The organism is Halorubrum sp. LN27 (assembly GCF_016635065.1).
In the GTDB taxonomy this organism is placed as follows: Archaea; Halobacteriota; Halobacteria; order Halobacteriales; family Haloferacaceae; genus Halorubrum; species Halorubrum salipaludis.
This window is the reverse complement of sequence record NZ_JAEPET010000001.1, coordinates 38529-53842: the sequence shown is the minus strand read 5'-3', so window position 1 is coordinate 53842 and position 15314 is coordinate 38529. Positions and strand designations below refer to the sequence as shown.

Genomic DNA, 15314 nt, shown 5'->3' with positions numbered 1-15314 from the left:
GCATGGTCACGCCCCCGTGTCGAGTCGGTCCGCGTCGTCGACGGCGGGGCGGCCGCGGGCGAGGTACACGATCGCGACGACGATCGCGACGACGGGGACACACGCCGCGGCGATCCACGGCCACGTGACCCGTCGGTCGGGACGGAAGTAGCCCGCCGCGATCCCGCTCGGCGTGAGCACCCACGCGAGCATGACGATCGTCCCCCACACCAGATCGGTACTCCACAGCGTCGGGATCGCCAAGAGCCACAGCCCGAGGCCGGCCACGACCAGCGCCTCACCGCGGGTGGGTCGCGCCATGTGTTAGGCCCCCCTGTCGGAGAGTTCTTTCTCGAACTCCCGAGCGATGTTCTGGCCGTCGATCCGACTGTCGCCCGACCCCTGAACCATGATGTTCACGGTGTCGACCGTGACGGTGTCGCCGCCGGTCGGCTGGGGACCGCGCTCGCGCACCTGTGCCGCCGGCATGATACGCTCGCCGGCGTGGAGCATCGCCAACCCGTCGCTCGCGATCCGGCCGCCTGTGTCGAGCTGTGGAAGTGAGAGGTACCCACCGCCGACGGTTCGCGATCCACCGCCGAGGATGTCCGGGATGTTGATGGACACACTCGGGATCGAAATCACCGACGGGATGAGGTCGTTAAATCGGTCTTTGAACGCTCTCGCCACGCGTGAGGCCATGCTACGGAACGCGTCGGCGAGTTCGCCGGCGCGCTCACTCACCCCACGTGCGAGGCCGCTAACCCACGCTCGCCCCTTCGCTGCCATTTCACGGGCGAGGCTCAAGAGTTCCAACACGCGGGTGGTCATGTCTGTGATCCGTTGGACAACCGCGTCCCGGATCTGGATGGCGACTTTCACCGACCGCTTTCGCCACGCGAGTAACCGCTCGATGACGCCGGCGACCATCTGCCGGATGAACAGCAAGACTTTCTGTCGTGTCTGTGCGCCGGCGAGCCACAGGTCACGAAGCCCCAACCGTGCGAGTTCAAGCGCGCCGCCGAAATCGCCGGTAAGCAGCCGCCCGGCCGCGCCGACGAGTCGCCGGAACCCGGAGACAACGTCGCTCAAGTCGATCACCGCATCTATCACTTCCAGCGTTTTCGTCCGGATTCCACGGAAGTCGGTGATGAACGCGACTGCGAGCGCACCCACAGCCACGATCAACGCGGCGATCGCAGCGACGGTCGACACGGCGACGCCAGTGATCGCCCCGATCGCGACGGCTGCCGTTTTGGCCGCGGCGACGGCACCCGACAACGCGCTCCCGACGGCGACGGCAGACTTAATGAACGCGGCGATCACGGGGAGGAGGCCGACGATCGCCCCGCCGACAAGCACGATCGCACTTATCGGTCGGCGTATCGATTCATCGAGGCTACGGAACCGATTCACGAGGTCCAATGCTACCGACGCCAAGTTCGTCCCACCCGGGAGAACGTCGGACACGATTGTGTGGGCGAGGAGCGTGAACGACGCCCGTATGCCCGACAGGGCCGCCCTGAACGACGGTGCCGCCGAGAGGATCCCACCCACGGCCGCGAGCGTGGCGACCGACACCGCGTTTATCGCCTGTTTATTCCTGCTCATCCATCTTTGTACTTTTCCAGATTCGCGCTCGGCGGTGCGGCCCGTGCGCTTGATAGACTCCCTCACGCGACGATCCTTTTTCGCCACACTCCGGGCACCTGATTCCTTGTACTCGAAGATCAGCTCGCGGACACTCACGGCATGAACACCTCATCCAGATCGATGTGGCTCATGTCCGGGTCCGGATCGTCGAACGCGATTCCCACATCCTGTAGTACCTCCCGCACGTCGACCGGGTCCTCCGGGTGGGTGTGGAAGTGGTTCATCACCGTGACGATCGTGTCGTCGTCATGGTCGCCGTCGCGCTCGTCGATCGTTTCGAGCACGAACGCAAACTTCCGCTGTTCACGCTCCGGGAGCCGACGGTTGTACCACGCCGACACCTGTTCGTCACTCATCCGGTTTTCCGCCGGCGGGAAGGGGTAGGTCGGTTCGACCATTAGCGACCCCCCTCCGCGTCGGTGTCCGCTTTCAGCGCCTCGATCTCTTCGGCCAGCTCTTCGAGGTCGCGGTCGTTGGCCACCTGCCGCCGGATGTTCACGGTGTACGCGAGCGCCCGAATCCACTTGATCCGGACTTTCTCATTCTCGGCGTCGCGGACCCGACCGTCCTCGATCTTCCGGCGCGCCTCTTCGATCGCCACATCGAGGTCCGCGAGCATCTGATCGTAATCGCTCACGACCGCGTCGGCGTCGGCGTCGTCGGCCACGGGCGGCGACGTATCCGCGCTCATGCCGTCTCACCCGCGAGCGTCCGGAGGTGGTACCCGTCTAACGTGAGGTCCGGTGCGTCCCCCGGCAGTTGGCGGTACTTCTCGGCGATTTCCAGCGCCTCCCGCTTCTCGTCGTCGCTCGGGCGGTACGCGTCCCGCCCGCCGTGTTTGACACGGTTGGCGAAGTCGCTCACCGACTCATGGCCGCCCGTGACCGCCCGCGACGCGAGGTAAGACGACGGCCCGTCCCAATCGCTCATCGAGGGCTTGTCCGTCGCGTCGTTGTACTTCTCGACCACAGCCCGCCGGAACCGTCCCCGCTTGAAGCCGACCGGCGCGTCCGCGTTGATGACCGCACGGAACAGCCCCGCGTCGGCGTCGACGGTCACGTCCGCGATCTCATACGCCACGCCGCGCCCTTCGATGACCGCCCGCACGGCGTGTTTCCGTGCCAAGTCCGCGAGCCTCTCGGGATCGTCACGCGGGTGGTCTAACGGTCGGCCGAACTCTACAGTCACTTCGTATCGGTGAGTGTACATTACTGGAAACCTCGAAACTGGTCGCTGGTCGGTTGCGTGTCGGTACTGTCGTCGACGGCGTCGGTGCCGGTGTCGTCGCTGGCGATGTGGTCTTCGAGTAGCTCGATCCGGTCGTTCATCACGTCGAACCGCTCTTTGACCACATCGAGCGATTCAACCACCTGTTCGGTCGCTTCGGTGAACGTGAACTCGGAGTCCTCACTGTCGCCGCCGGCCGCCTTCGCGGCGTCGTCGACGAGTCGCTTTTTGACGGCGTCGGCGAGCGCGTCGAGCTGTTCGTCGGTGAAGTCCGCCGGCAGCGCGTCGTCGGCGTCGCCAGCACGCTCAGCGTTCTCCACACTCTCCGCGTCGGTGTCGGCGTCGCTGCCGCTCATGCCGGGACAACCCCCGGGGTTTCGGTGCGCTTCGCCCGGAATCGGGCGGTTCGGTGCGTCGTTCGTTGGTTTGGTGTCTTCATTATCGTCGTCTTATCTGCCAGTTAGTCGGTGATCGATACGTCCGGAATCGCCACGGCAGGGGGAGGGATTCCACGCGCCACGGACGGGAGAACGGCACCGGCCGCACGGCGACCGCCGGGAGAATGTAGCCTATGTAGCCGACCCTGATCGGAAACCTTCTTTTCTACAGTATACACACGGCACTGCCGCTCACTCTCTCCTTTAGCACGACTTTCCGATCCCCATAGGCTACATAGGCTACAACGAAACGGAAGTGTGGAATCCGGGGAGTAGCGCGGCTGACTGTGGCGGACGGATGTAGCCGGGGGTGTGACCGATGTAGCCGACCCGATCATTGTCCGAAGGAATCGAGGCCGGTGCCCATCGTCCCATCATCGTCGTCGGTGTCGTCGCCGTCGTCGTCGGCGAGCACCGCGTCGAGATCGGGGGCGTCGTCGGTCAACCCGAACGCCTTGTACCCACCGCGCGGCGACCGGTGCCGTTTCGTCCGGACGCTGGTCTTGTACCCGAGATCCACGTCCGACGCCTTCGCGGTGTTCGTGAAGTCACGCTGTCCCGTGGCGTCCTTCCCCTCCCGCCGGCACCACTCCTTGTAGACTTCCCACGCTTCGCCGGTGGTGACGTTGGTCGCGCTCGGGTCCGTCTCGACACACTGCGAAAGGAACTCATCGGCACTGTCGCCCCAGCTCTGCCAGAGCCGCCGGGTTTCGTCGGGCGTCGTCTCGATGTTGGTGAACGCCCCCTGTTCCATGAGGCGGCCCCAACCTTCGATCGCCCAGTTGAGCACACCGGAGAGGTGCGCATCGGAGGTGAGCGTCCCCTCAAGCGTCGGGTCCCGGTCCCGCGGCGGGAAGTAGTTCGGGAACTGAACGATAACCCACCGCCGCCAGAACGCGGTGTCGTTATCGCTCACGATGTTACTCACATCGGGCACCTGATTACACGCGTAGAGGTGCTTAGCGGCCGGCTCGAACGTGAAGGCGTCTTCATATAGGTGCCGACCGGTCACGCGATCGTCGCCGACCAGCCGCTTGAACGTCGCCAGCCCGCGCGACGACAGCGACCCTTCGGAGAGGTCGGCGTCGATGTTCGCGAGCTTCCCGTAGAGGTCGGCGACGGCGTTGTCCTTGTCGAACTTGTGAACGGGTTTCGTCTCGGTGTTCTCCGGTCCGAGTAACTGCCGAACGACGTTCAGGAACGTACTCTTCCCGTTGGCACCGGACCCCACAAGTAGCAGCGCGCGGTTGAACGGCATTTCCCCGCGGTGGAGCGTGTACCCGACGTATTCCTGTACGGCGTCGATCTTCTCCGATTCGACCACGTCGCCGACGAACTCCCGCCACGGCGCACTGGTCGCGTCCGGGTCGTACTCCACGGGGAGTTTCGCGAGCGCGTAGTCCTCCGGCTCAAGCGGTCGGAGCGCGTCCCCGTCGCCGTCGCCGGCCGCCGCCCGGAGGTCGACGTATCCGTTCTCGACGGCGACCGCGCCCGGCTCAAGTCCGAGCGTGTCGTCGTCGATCTCGGCGTAGGGATCGGCACGCACCTGTGCCTTGAGTTCGTTCAGGAGGTTCGCACCGTAGTTCTCCGGATTGACCGCCTTCCGCGCGGCGAACTGTAACGTCCGCTCGCCGTTCGAATCCCACACGCCGCTTTCATACGCCCACAGCGCGCCCGTGTCACGGTGCGCGCGGACGTGGTACTCATCGGACCGCTTGATGAGCCGCCACGTCGCGGCCGCTTTCTGCTTGTCGTTCAGGTCGGAGATATGCTCGCCTTCGGAGGGGCTGATCCCCGCTTCGGCACAGAAGTTATCCGGCGTAACGACGGCCGCCCCGTCGTCGTCGACAGGGTCGCCTTTCTCGTCGGTCAACCCCTTGGGTTCGGGTGGGGAAGACCCGCCTTCTCCGGGTTCGTACTGGTCCGAAACGGACGTGATCGCCGTGTCGATCGTCAGCTCGCCGTAGGTCTTGGCCCCGCGGTCCTCGTCCCATTTCTCACGGTGGAGGCCCGACTGTCGGAACAGCCGATCCATCCGGTTCCGGTCGCCGCCGGTCCAGAACGCCAAGTAGTTACACAGCGCTTGGTCCGCCTCACTGTGGCTCGGGTAGCCCGCGGTGTTTCCGTTCCACAGCTGTGCGAACTTGTCGCCGTTCTCGGCGTTCTTGGCCGTCTCGATGAGGTCGGCGTCGTCGATATCTTGGATTTCCGACGGCGTCGACGACGCGCCCGCGCCGTCACCACTGTCGCCGGCGTCGTCGCCCGCGACGTACTCCGCGTGGAGGTCCTTCACCACGTCCGGCGCGGGGGTGACGTTGCCGGGCGTCGTCCCCACATGGTCGCCCGTGACGGTGAAAAACCGCGTCTGGTCGTACATCTCGATGTGCGACGATCCGGTGTCCATGTCGCCGCGGCTCCCGTCGTCGGGAATCACCCCCTGAGTGAACACGTGGTAGCCGGTGCCGGAGGGGCTGACTTCGGTCCATGAATCCAGCCGCTCGATAATCGAGCGCGCCTCATCGGTCGGCTCGCCGGTGTCCGGGTCCCGACAGTCGTCGAGGTCGACCCCCACGATCATATCGGACTTGTCGAACACAAAGCCGAGTCCCGCGGTGTCGCTCGCGCTCCGGCGGTGGTACTCGGCGGCTTGTGCGAAACTGGTCCATGTGTCGGGATCGGTCGTTTTCGCGAATCCACCCGTCTGTGGATCGACCGGGACTTTCGTCCATTCGTCGCGATCGTCCTTCCAGTCGAACCGCCAGCAGATCCACTGGTCACGCGGCGTGAGCGCGTCCGGGATCGCACCGGGGGAGAATCCGACCGTCTCCGGCTCCGGCGGCGAGTCCGCGCTACTCATCGGCCACCTCGCGGAGTTCGACGCCGTCGGTGGTCACGTCGTACTGAACGCGATCCGTGGTCGACGGGTCGATCCCGAGCGTTTCGAGGTCCGATCCGGAGAGGAAGATCCCCGCGCCGGAGTCGCCGACGTGCGCCTCCCGGTCGCTCATCGGGCCACCTCATCGAGCGTGACGCCGTCGGTCGCGTCGGACCGGTCGCCGCCCGCGTCCGCCGGCTCGATGCTGGTCCGGCATCCACACGCGGCGCAAACGCCGCGCCAACCGGTCGAGAGGTCGGGGAAACGGTTTTTACGCTGTGGGACGAACTCACGCACGGACGTGAACACCCCCCGTGGGTGCGTCGTCGTCCTCGTCGTCTTCATCAAGGATTCCGCGGCCGCGTCCTCGCGCGGCCGTGCTGTTCCGACGCATCGTTAGGCGTCGCCCTCGTATGCGTCGACCATCTTGCGAACAACGCGGTCGTAACTTTCTCCGCCTCGCTTGAGCGATTTCACCAAGTCACGGGTTTCTGGCGTGACCGGTATCGTCGTGTATTCTGTCGCGCTCATAACTCCAATAAGGGTAACAACCTATAAGTCGCTCCGACCGTAACACATTATCTATGAAGATACCTCATGCGGAACTGGTCGACGGCGATCGGAGCGCGTCAATCCTCACGAACACGCAGCGTGACTTCTTGACCGGCGAAAAATCGCCGGCGCACGAACGGCAGTTTCGGAACCGTATGCGCGACAGAATCCGCGATGGGTTGATCGACGGTGTGTACTTCCAGCACATCGGGGAGAACGGGCGAAAGAACATCTTTGAACCACTGAACGACGGCCACGGGGACCAGCAGTCGCTTATTGAGGCACACACGCAGCGTGGCGAGAGAGACAACTGGGACGGCCTTCGTGAATTAGACCCTGAGAAACTCCGACTCACTCAAGAAATCCAGATGGGTGCTCAGTCGTGGCTCGGGTTCTTGTACGCCGCGATCACCGACGCAAGCCCCGTTATCACACAGACAGACGCCGCAACCCTACCGACCGAAGAGGATATCGAACGCGCGGAGGAAAGTTACGGGGAGGGGGTTGTGAAGGAATACTTCCCGGAGGAATACACCAACCCACAGCCGAGGATCCACTTCCACTTTGAAACGATGCTCCGGGAGGCCGTGGAACAAGTCGCAGAACAGCGCGGTGAGCGCGTCACCAACTTCGAGCTAACAATCGAGACAGAACCGGTGGAAACTCCGAGCGACGATCCCGATATCGACGAACTTGAACGGCGATATGAGAACGGCGATCGTTCTCTTACGATGGACCAACTTCACACGCTGCGAAGGAACACCGATATTACTGGAGAGGATCTTCAGAATTGGCTTCAGGAAACGATGGAATGAGCGACGACGGCCCTCACACGTTCAGCTTGTAAATCTCTTCTCGGTAGATATTCTCGATATCCTCAAAGTATGTGTGGATGTACTCGTCGATCGCGCCGCGGTCCTCGATCGTCGACGATCCCGCGGTGTCGCCGCGCATATACTTGATCTTCTCGCGGTTCAGGTCCTTCTCCACGCGCCAGAAAGTCGTGAAGTAGTGTCGCCCGAAGTGCGAAGTCACGGCACGGTGTTCGTCCGTCTCGGCGTACTTCGGGTGGAACGCCGCCTTCCAGACTTTATTGATATCGTTCTTCCGGAGCTGTGTGCGGGCGTTCTTGGAGAGGAACAGCCACGGCTCGCCGGTGTCCGGACGGATCAACAAGTACCGGACCAGCGCCGCCCGGAGTTCGTCGTCGAGCGGGAGCAACCGCGGCCGGCGCGACTTGTTACCGTCGCGATCGTGGGGGATATAGATCGCGTTCTCCCGCCCCTGTAGTTTGGTGGAACTCCCGAGTTCGTCGTAGTGGTCCTGTAGGTCCGGGTGCTTGATGTGGAGTTCGCTCAGTTTGATGTTACAGACTTCCGTCGCTCGCAGCCCGAGCTTCAACTGAATAAGCACAAGTGCGCGGTCCCGGATGTGGGTGATATCACGGAGTTCGTCCCGGAGTTCAGCCACGGTCAACCGCGGGGGTTCCTTCGGCTTCTCCCCTTGGAGGTTCACCGCGTCTTTCGCCAAGTCGAACGGGTTGTAATCGGTCGGGTGGGGAAAGGCGGCGTCGTCTTGCCAATACTTGTACGCGTTGTTCAGGTACATGAGCCGGTTTTTGATCGTCGACGCCGCGTTCTCACGCTCCGCACTCAGGTACTCGATGAACCCCTTCACGTGGTCCTCGTTCGGACACGCCGGGTGTCGATCCACCCGACTCATGTAGGTACGCCACTCCCGAAACGATCGGTGGTACTCCCCGATCGTGGCGTCGGCGAGGTCCTTGGTCGCGAGCCGTTCGTCCGCGTACACGCCGAACGGATCGATATCGGTCGTCTCGAAGGTGTCGGCGAACTCCGCGAGCGGATCGAGGTTTCGGTTGAACGCCTGTGCGAGTTCCTGCCGTGCGTCGGTGTCAGTCATTTGCTTTCTCGATTTTCCGGGTCCAGATCGTGTACGCGCTACTCTCGGTGTCGGCCGCGGCCATGTGGAACGGGTTGTAACTGTGCCGGTGCTCGGTATGCCACATGAGCCACGCGTAGAACCCCTCGATAACGTTCCAGTGTTGGTACGCCCGATCGCGGGAGAACTGGTCTAACAGCCAGCCCGACCACGTCTCCACGTCGCTCGGGCGCGCGAGCGCGTGGTGCCGCCCGCGGTCGGTAGTGTGGTCTTTCCAGCGACGGGCGAACCGCGCCCACTCTTCACCCATCCGGTCGCCCAATTCGACCGTCGCGCGGTACTCTCCCCACACGTCGCGGTCGGTGTACGCGCTCGAAAAGCGTTCTAAGCGACGCCGCTCGGGAACGTCCGACAGGTCCTTGAACACACCAAGCCGGTCGTGGGGCGTCCGTGCGCTCGCCATTAGCTATCCTCCACGGGGTAGCACGCTTCACCGTCGACGGTCACGGCGACGCCTTCGAGCGCGTCGAGGTGCGCGTCCAAGCGCTCGGGGATCGTGTCGGCTAACTCTTGGCCGATCTCCCCGATCGTCGCGCCGGGGTTGTCCTCCACGTACTGTTTGATCTTCTCGCGCTCACTCCGGTGGAGTTGCGTTTCGAGTTCCTCCACGCGGGCGCGGGTGTGTTCCAGCTCGGCTTTCAGGTCGTTCCGTTGCTCCCGGAGTTCCTGAGCCGATTCGTCCGGTTCGATCGAGGCGTCGAACTTCTTCCGCCCCGCTTCAACCATCGCCTGTATCCATTCGGACACAGACATGTCCATGTCGGCGGCGTCGGCCTTCCACTGTTCGTACTGGTCGACAGTGGGGTAGGTCATAGCCGCCTGTGTTTCGGTGTCGCCCATTTCCCTACGCACACGTTCTCATGTAGGTACTAATAGATTAGTGCTTTACACGGGCCACGGCGTGATCGGGACCACCCACGCCGAGGACGTGGAGGCGCTCGTCAACCGCGTGATCGAGCGGGGGCTCCCCGCGTACCTCCTCCGCGAGGTCGACCTGGTCGTCTTCCCGCGGCAGGTCGACGGCGAGCGCTACGTCTCGCGGGCGGCCGAGCTGCTCTCCGAGGCGGAGTACGAGGCCCTCGACCCGGAGGCGAAACGCAGCCCGACGGGGAACCCCAAACACGGCGGCGCCGGCGTCGTCGACAAGGGATCAGAGGCGGTGTACTACAACACCGTCGCGTGGCGGGACGCCGACGGCGAGTTCCGGTTCCCGGGCGCTCCCGGGAGCGACGCGCCGGCCGTGGCCGGTGACGGGCGCCGCCTCCACGCGCTCGCCCGCGTCGCGGACAACACCGACCGCGACGTCGACGCCGTCGAGGCCGAGTTCGCGTCCAAGCGCCGATACGTCGAGTACCTCGTCCGCGAGGGAGTCGACGACTTCGACGCGCTGTTCGAGTTCCTCGCGGACCTCCGGACCGACGAGGCGGCGACCGTCGAGCGCGCCGCCCGCACGGCGGACGGGGAGGGGCGGCCGTGAGCGGAGACGCCCGGACGGGGGGCGACGCGCCCGGCGGCCGCCGCGCCCTCGACGCGGCCGAGGCCGACGGGTTCACGCGGGCCGGCGGCTCTTCGGTGGTCGACCGCGTGCTGTACGCCCTGTTCGCGCGCCACGCCGGCGACCGCCGGCACGACGCCGACCGGAAGCGGTACCGCGGCACCGCGCTCGACACAGGATTCGAGACGCACCTGTCGCGGGTGTACGGGCTCTCGTGGGTCGTCTGCGTCGCCGTCATCGTCCCCGCGCTGCTCGTTGCCGCCTCGGTCCTTCCGGGACTCCTCGCGGCGGCCGACGCCCGAATCGGCGCGCGCTCGCCGGTCCCGATCGCGTCGCTGTCGGCCGACCGCGTCGCGGTCGTCGTCGCCGGGGTCACCGGATTCCTCGCGAAGCGCGCGACGGTGCGGCTCGGGGGGCTCCATCTCCGCTGGCTCACGGCGACGCGGCGGACCGACATCGAGCGCACCCTCCCGCCCGCGGTCCGCTACCTCGAACTGCTCGCGGCCGGGAGCGACGGCCCCCGCGAGATGGTCGAGAAGGCCGCCGCGAACGACGCGTACGGCGGCACCGCCGCCTCGCTGCGGAAGGCGATAAACGCGGCGCAACTCGCCGGGAGCCTCGACGAGGGGCTGCGCCGGGTCGCCCGCGACACGCCCTCGCGGGAGCTGCTCGCGCCGTTCCTGCTGAAGTTCCGCAAGCACGCGGCGACCGGCGACGCGGCGCTCGCGGAGTACCTCCGGACCGAGCGCCGCATGTTGGCCCACCGGCAGGACCGGGCTCGGAAGCGCGCGAGACGGTTCTTGGAGCTGCTCACGGAACTGTTCGTCGCCGTGCTGGTGTTGCCGGCGCTGCTCGTCATCGCGGCGACCGCGCTCACGGTCGTCGTCCCCGAGCTCCTCCCGCCGGTCGACACCCCGGTCGGCGTGGTGCCGACGCGGGCGGTCGTGCTCTACGGCGCCGTCGCCTTCCTCGTCGCCATCGGCCTCGCCGGCGCCGTCGCGGTCGGCACGCTCCGGCCGCCGAGCCAGCGCGCGAGCTACGACCTGCCGGCGACGCCCCGCGGAATCGTCGCCTCCACCGGGCGCAACCCGGCGAGCGCCGCGGTCGTCTGCGCGCCCCCAGCGGCGGCGCTCGCCGCCGGGCTCGCGCTCGCGGGGTACACCCTCGTCAACGTGGGGCTCCTCTCGTACGCGGCGTTCGCGGTGCCCGTCGGCGCCGTCGCGGGGAGGCGCACGCGGATCGACGACGCGAAGGACCGCGAGCTGGCCGACTTCGTCCACGCCGTCTCGGGCCACGTCGCGCAGGGGCGGCCCTTCCCCGCGGCGGTCGAGGCGGTCGCGCGCGACGCGGACCTCGGCGTCCTCGACGACGACGTGGCCGACCTCGCGTTCGCGCTCCGGTCGACGACGGCGGCGGAGCGGTCCGGCGGAGAGACCGAGGGCGCGGCGGACGTTCGCGCCGCCGCGATCGACCGGTTCGTCGACCGGGTCGGGACCCCGCTGGCAGAAGGGACGCTCGGGCTCGTCACCGACGCGCTCAACGCCGGGAACGACGCCGACGCCGTCTTCGAGACGCTCCGGATCGAGGTGGGGCGGCTCTACAGCGAGCAGCGCGCGCTCCGCTCGTCGATGCACCCGTACGTCGCGGTCGGCTGGGCGGCGGCCGCGCTGGTCGCGGCGGTCGTCGCCGTCGTCAACACGCAGGTGATCGACGCCGCGCGGCTCGCCTCCCTCGCGGGCGCCACCGACCTCGTGACCGAGCCGGAGACCGTGCTCCCCGACCTCGAACGGTTCCGGCTGTACGCCGTCACGCAGGCGACGATGCTCGCGTCGGGGTGGTTCGCCGGCACCGCCTCCCGGGGGCGCTACGCCGCGCTGTTCCACTCCGGGCTGCTCGTGGCGATCTGCTACGCGGTGTTTACCGTCGGCGGGCTGGCGTAGGGGGAGCCTTCAACGCCGGTCCGGAACCCCCGAACAGCAATCCTTATCAGATTCTCGGCGAAACCGTCGTCCATGGCTGGTCGGTACGGCAACCTAGACTACCCGACGATCACGAAACGCGGCGTCCTGCTCGGACTCGGGCTGTTCCTGATCGGGGCCGTCGGCGAGGCGTACATCCACATGACGGGCGCGCAAGTGCCCGGCTGGGAGGAGCAGCTCCTCCTCGATCTGGAGTTCCTCGGCACCGCGATCGCGCTCGTCACGCCGTTCGTCTTCGGGGTCTTCCTCCCGCTCACCGAGTAGGCGAGAGCGGAGAGAATTACGAGACAGAGAGAAGCGGCCGCAAGCGGTCGGTCGGCCGCGTTCCGCGAATCAGGCGTCCTTCGCGCCCTTCACCGTCTCGCGGACCGCGTCGACGCCCTCGTCGTGGAGCAGGTCGCCGACGACGATCACGTCGCTGTGCGCGGCCATCTCGTTGGCCGACTCGTAGCCGTGGATCCCGCCGCCGTAGAAGAGGGTGGCCTCGTCGAGCGCGTCGTGGGCGGCGGCGACCTTCTCCGTGTCGCCGAAGGTGCCGGAGTACTCGACGTAGACGATCTCCTGACCGAACATGCGCTCCGCCACCTTCGCGTAGGCCCCCACGTCGTCGGCGCTGAGGTCGCAGTCGGCCTCGGTCAGCTGGGCGACCGACGCATCGGGGTTCATCACGATGTACGCCTCGGTGTGCGTCCGGCCCCAGTCGAGGTCGTCGATGCGGACCCACTCCTTGTGCGCGCCGGTGATCCAGAACGGGCCGCCGGCGTTGAACACGGTCGGGATCAGGTAGCCGTCGAGGGCGGGCGAGTCGATGACGACGCCCGGGTTCGACGGCTCCTGGTAGAGCGGCACGTCGTACTCGGCGGCGGCGTCGACGACGCGGGTCATCTTCTCCGCGGTGACGTCGAGGGTCCCGCCGATCTCGATCGCGTCGGTTCCGGTCCGGCAGACGTCCTCGAAGGTGTCGTCCCCGTACAGCTCCTTGTCGGGGTCGACCTTCAGGACGTGGTCCCAGTCGTCCCACGGGTTGTTCATCGGAAGCGACTCCACCGGCGGGAACCAAAAAGGTGCGGAACCTGTCTCGCCGGCGCCCGGGCCGCGGAGACGGCGCCTACAGCAGGTCGTCGGTCTCGGCGCCTACAGCAGGTCGTCGATCTCGTCGTTCTGGAACGCGTCGGCGGGGTCGGGCTGCTCCTCCGGTTCGTCCCGGACCGCCTGCCGCGCGCGTTCGAGGAACTCCTCGACGCGGCGCGAGCGCTCGACGCCGCCGAGGAGGACGAGCGCCGCGACCCGCTCGGAGTCCAGCGGGAAGTCCCCGCCGCGCACCTGCATCGAGCCGGTCTCCTCCTGCAGCCACTCGCGCGCCTTCTCCGCGCCCTTCCGGGAGATCCGGTCGGGGTCGCCCGCGATGGCGACGAGGGCCGCGTCCGCCTCGGTCGCGTTCGGGAGCGACATCCCAGTCATCACCGCGCTCCGAACCGTGCTCATCACGGTCGTGACGTTCTCCTCGGGGTCTTCCGCGGCGGGCGCGGACGCGAACCCGACCGCGGCCATCCCGCCGGCGCGCAGCGTGTTGATCACCTCGCTCGTGTCGACGACCGACTCGGCGACCCCCTCCACCGACTCGCCGGCCGCGAGCAGGAGGCCGACCCGCTTGGCCATCGAGGCGTTGATCGCCGCGTAGCCGCCCTCGACCGACTCGCCGGAGGAGCGCCACGCGTCGTTATCGAGCAGGACCGTCGCGTCGGCCTCGCGGACGAGCGTCTTCAGCGAGCGGCCGGCGTTCACCTGATACATCGCCCCCTCGTCGCGGCCGGGGAGGACCCCGAGCGCGTACACGGGCACGTCGTACACGCGGCTCAGCTCGCGGACGAGGATCGGCGCCCCGCCGGAGCCGGTGCCGCCGCCGAGCCCCGCGACCACGAAGATCGCCTCCGCGTCGGCGGTTATCTTCGACGCGAGCGCGTCCAACACCTCGACGGCGTCCTCTTCCATCACCTCGGCGCCGAGCTCGTTGTCGCCGCCGACGCCGTGGCCGTTCACCCGAGACTGTCCGACGAGGACCGTGTCGAGCGGGAGGGGCTCTAAGTCCGCCGACGCGGTGTTCACCGCGAGCGCGTCGAGCACCGCACCGTAGCCGGCGTCGGCGTCGAACTCGGCGAGCGCGGTCGTGAGCTTCCCGCCCGCCTGTCCGACGCCGAGGAGGACCGCTTTCATGATCGTTAGATAACCGATCCGGTGGTAATACCTTTTCCCCCGAGGTTTAAGTGCGGAACCGGGGGCACTCGGCCGCGTGACCGACGACACTCGCGACCGCGACCGACCGTTCGCCGGCGGCGGGGAGCCGATCGAGAGGACGAGCGACGGCAGCCCGGGAGAGGCATCCCCGTTCGGGCGGGCCGGCCGCTCGCCAGCCGGAACCGCCGGAACGACCGAACCGACGGGGTCGGGGACGGGGCGTTCGACCGTAACCGATCGGAACGGAACGTCGACCGAAGACGCGAACGCCGAGCCGGACGCCGAACGGAGGACCTCCTCGAACACCGAACGAAGCGGCGAACGGGGGCCCGCTCCGAACGTCGGCCAGAGCGACGACCGAGTCGAAGCGCGACTCCGCGCGGTCGAGCGGGCGCTGACCGGAACCGACGACGCCGTCGCCGACCTCGGCGACGAAGCGAGCGCGAGCGCGGAGCGCGAGGCGCTGTCGACGCGGCTCGACGACCTCGAAGCGCGGGTCGAGGAGCTGGAGGCGGCGACCCAGGCGATCAGGGGGTACGTCGGATCGATCCGGTCGGTGAACGAGGCGGTCGAGCGCCGCGCCGACCTCGCGCTCGCGAAGGCGACCGAGAACGCCGACGCGACCGGGAACGGTGGGACGACGGCAAGGAACGGCGAGCCGAAAGCGAGAGACGGCGGGTCCGCGGGCGAAGATCCGGTTGGCGGCGCGACCGCCGGCGGTTCGCCCGACGCCGGCGTGCCGAGCGAGGCCGACCTCGACGCCGCGGTTCCGGCGGATCGGCGCCGAGGGAACGGCGCGGAGCCGCCGTCCGGATCGGCGGTCGACCATTCTGAGAGGGACGGTTCGAGAGCGGACGGCGAGAACGCCGACGGCTCGTGGCGCGCCGGCGCGCTGGATCGGCTCCGTGACTCGCTGTAAC

17 protein-coding genes and 1 pseudogene are annotated in these 15314 nt (G+C 67.1%); 5 read left to right on the top strand and 13 right to left on the bottom strand.

Going from position 1 to position 15314, the window contains the following annotated elements; translation table 11 throughout:
* Positions 1-6: 6 nt before the first annotated feature.
* From JIN95_RS00255 to JIN95_RS00220, 8 genes are all read right to left on the bottom strand, one after another.
* Positions 7-300 (bottom strand): hypothetical protein, encoded by a 294-nt coding sequence (locus JIN95_RS00255; RefSeq protein WP_200530185.1) that lies wholly within the window; start codon positions 298-300, stop codon positions 7-9.
* Positions 301-303: 3 nt separating this feature from the next.
* Positions 304-1728 carry a hypothetical protein gene (locus tag JIN95_RS00250; protein WP_200530184.1) on the bottom strand — a complete coding sequence of 475 codons (1425 nt, stop codon included), beginning with the start codon at positions 1726-1728 and terminating at the stop codon, positions 304-306.
* Positions 1725-2030, bottom strand: a complete 306-nt coding sequence (locus JIN95_RS00245) for a hypothetical protein (protein ID WP_200530183.1) — start codon at positions 2028-2030, stop codon at positions 1725-1727. The genes JIN95_RS00250 and JIN95_RS00245 overlap by 4 nt, the downstream gene beginning before the upstream one ends.
* Complete coding sequence (locus tag JIN95_RS00240; protein WP_234699142.1) at positions 2030-2323, bottom strand: hypothetical protein; 294 nt, start codon at positions 2321-2323, stop codon at positions 2030-2032. Before JIN95_RS00240 ends, JIN95_RS00245 begins: the two co-directional genes overlap by 1 nt.
* The gene (locus JIN95_RS00235; RefSeq protein ID WP_200530182.1) at positions 2320-2757 is read right to left on the bottom strand and encodes a hypothetical protein; all 438 of its coding nucleotides are present in this window, start codon (positions 2755-2757) and stop codon (positions 2320-2322) included. Before JIN95_RS00235 ends, JIN95_RS00240 begins: the two co-directional genes overlap by 4 nt.
* 83 nt (positions 2758-2840) lie before the next feature.
* Positions 2841-3215 (bottom strand): hypothetical protein, encoded by a 375-nt coding sequence (locus JIN95_RS00230; protein ID WP_200530181.1) that lies wholly within the window; start codon positions 3213-3215, stop codon positions 2841-2843.
* A gap of 415 nt (positions 3216-3630) precedes the next feature.
* Positions 3631-6153, bottom strand: coding sequence for a phage/plasmid primase, P4 family (locus JIN95_RS00225; protein WP_200530180.1), 2523 nt, complete (start codon positions 6151-6153; stop codon positions 3631-3633).
* A complete protein-coding gene (locus tag JIN95_RS00220) occupies positions 6146-6304 on the bottom strand; it encodes a hypothetical protein (RefSeq protein WP_200530179.1) in 159 nt (52 codons plus the stop codon). The genes JIN95_RS00225 and JIN95_RS00220 overlap by 8 nt, the downstream gene beginning before the upstream one ends.
* A 451-nt stretch (positions 6305-6755) precedes the next feature.
* On the opposite strand from JIN95_RS00220, the gene JIN95_RS00215 reads away from it, so the two are divergent.
* Positions 6756-7538, top strand: a complete 783-nt coding sequence (locus tag JIN95_RS00215; RefSeq protein ID WP_200530178.1) for a hypothetical protein — start codon at positions 6756-6758, stop codon at positions 7536-7538.
* A gap of 13 nt (positions 7539-7551) precedes the next feature.
* Here the strand turns inward: JIN95_RS00215 and JIN95_RS00210 are convergent, their stop codons facing one another.
* The 3 genes from JIN95_RS00210 to JIN95_RS00200 are packed head-to-tail and all read right to left on the bottom strand — an operon-like array spanning position 7552 to position 9525.
* Positions 7552-8646 (bottom strand): tyrosine-type recombinase/integrase, encoded by a 1095-nt coding sequence (locus JIN95_RS00210; RefSeq protein ID WP_200530177.1) that lies wholly within the window; start codon positions 8644-8646, stop codon positions 7552-7554.
* Positions 8639-9088 (bottom strand): hypothetical protein, encoded by a 450-nt coding sequence (locus JIN95_RS00205; RefSeq protein WP_200530176.1) that lies wholly within the window; start codon positions 9086-9088, stop codon positions 8639-8641. The genes JIN95_RS00210 and JIN95_RS00205 overlap by 8 nt, the downstream gene beginning before the upstream one ends.
* Complete coding sequence (locus JIN95_RS00200) at positions 9088-9525, bottom strand: hypothetical protein (RefSeq protein ID WP_200530175.1); 438 nt, start codon at positions 9523-9525, stop codon at positions 9088-9090. The genes JIN95_RS00205 and JIN95_RS00200 overlap by 1 nt, the downstream gene beginning before the upstream one ends.
* Before the next feature lie 49 nt (positions 9526-9574).
* Between JIN95_RS00200 and JIN95_RS00195 the strand changes: the two are divergent.
* The 3 genes and pseudogenes from JIN95_RS00195 to JIN95_RS00185 form a co-directional block, all read left to right on the top strand.
* Positions 9575-10162 (top strand): annotated as a pseudogene (locus tag JIN95_RS00195) (secretion system protein); the annotation flags it as partial.
* Positions 10159-12120: a type II secretion system F family protein gene (locus JIN95_RS00190; RefSeq protein ID WP_200530174.1), complete on the top strand. Its 1962-nt coding sequence runs from the start codon at positions 10159-10161 to the stop codon at positions 12118-12120. The pseudogene JIN95_RS00195 and the gene JIN95_RS00190, both read left to right, overlap by 4 nt.
* A gap of 72 nt (positions 12121-12192) precedes the next feature.
* Complete coding sequence (locus JIN95_RS00185) at positions 12193-12423, top strand: hypothetical protein (RefSeq protein WP_095635521.1); 231 nt, start codon at positions 12193-12195, stop codon at positions 12421-12423.
* Between the two features lie 69 nt (positions 12424-12492).
* On the opposite strand, the gene JIN95_RS00180 is transcribed toward JIN95_RS00185, so the two are convergent.
* Together JIN95_RS00180 and JIN95_RS00175 are read right to left on the bottom strand one after the other, a co-directional pair.
* Positions 12493-13191, bottom strand: a complete 699-nt coding sequence (locus JIN95_RS00180) for a phosphoglycerol geranylgeranyltransferase (protein ID WP_095635522.1) — start codon at positions 13189-13191, stop codon at positions 12493-12495.
* A 102-nt stretch (positions 13192-13293) separates the two neighbouring features.
* Complete coding sequence (locus tag JIN95_RS00175; RefSeq protein WP_200530173.1) at positions 13294-14373, bottom strand: tubulin/FtsZ family protein; 1080 nt, start codon at positions 14371-14373, stop codon at positions 13294-13296.
* Between the two features lie 76 nt (positions 14374-14449).
* Here JIN95_RS00175 and JIN95_RS00170 point away from each other — a divergent pair, with 76 nt between their 5' ends.
* A complete protein-coding gene (locus JIN95_RS00170) occupies positions 14450-15313 on the top strand; it encodes a hypothetical protein (RefSeq protein ID WP_200530172.1) in 864 nt (287 codons plus the stop codon).
* Position 15314 lies beyond the last annotated feature (1 nt).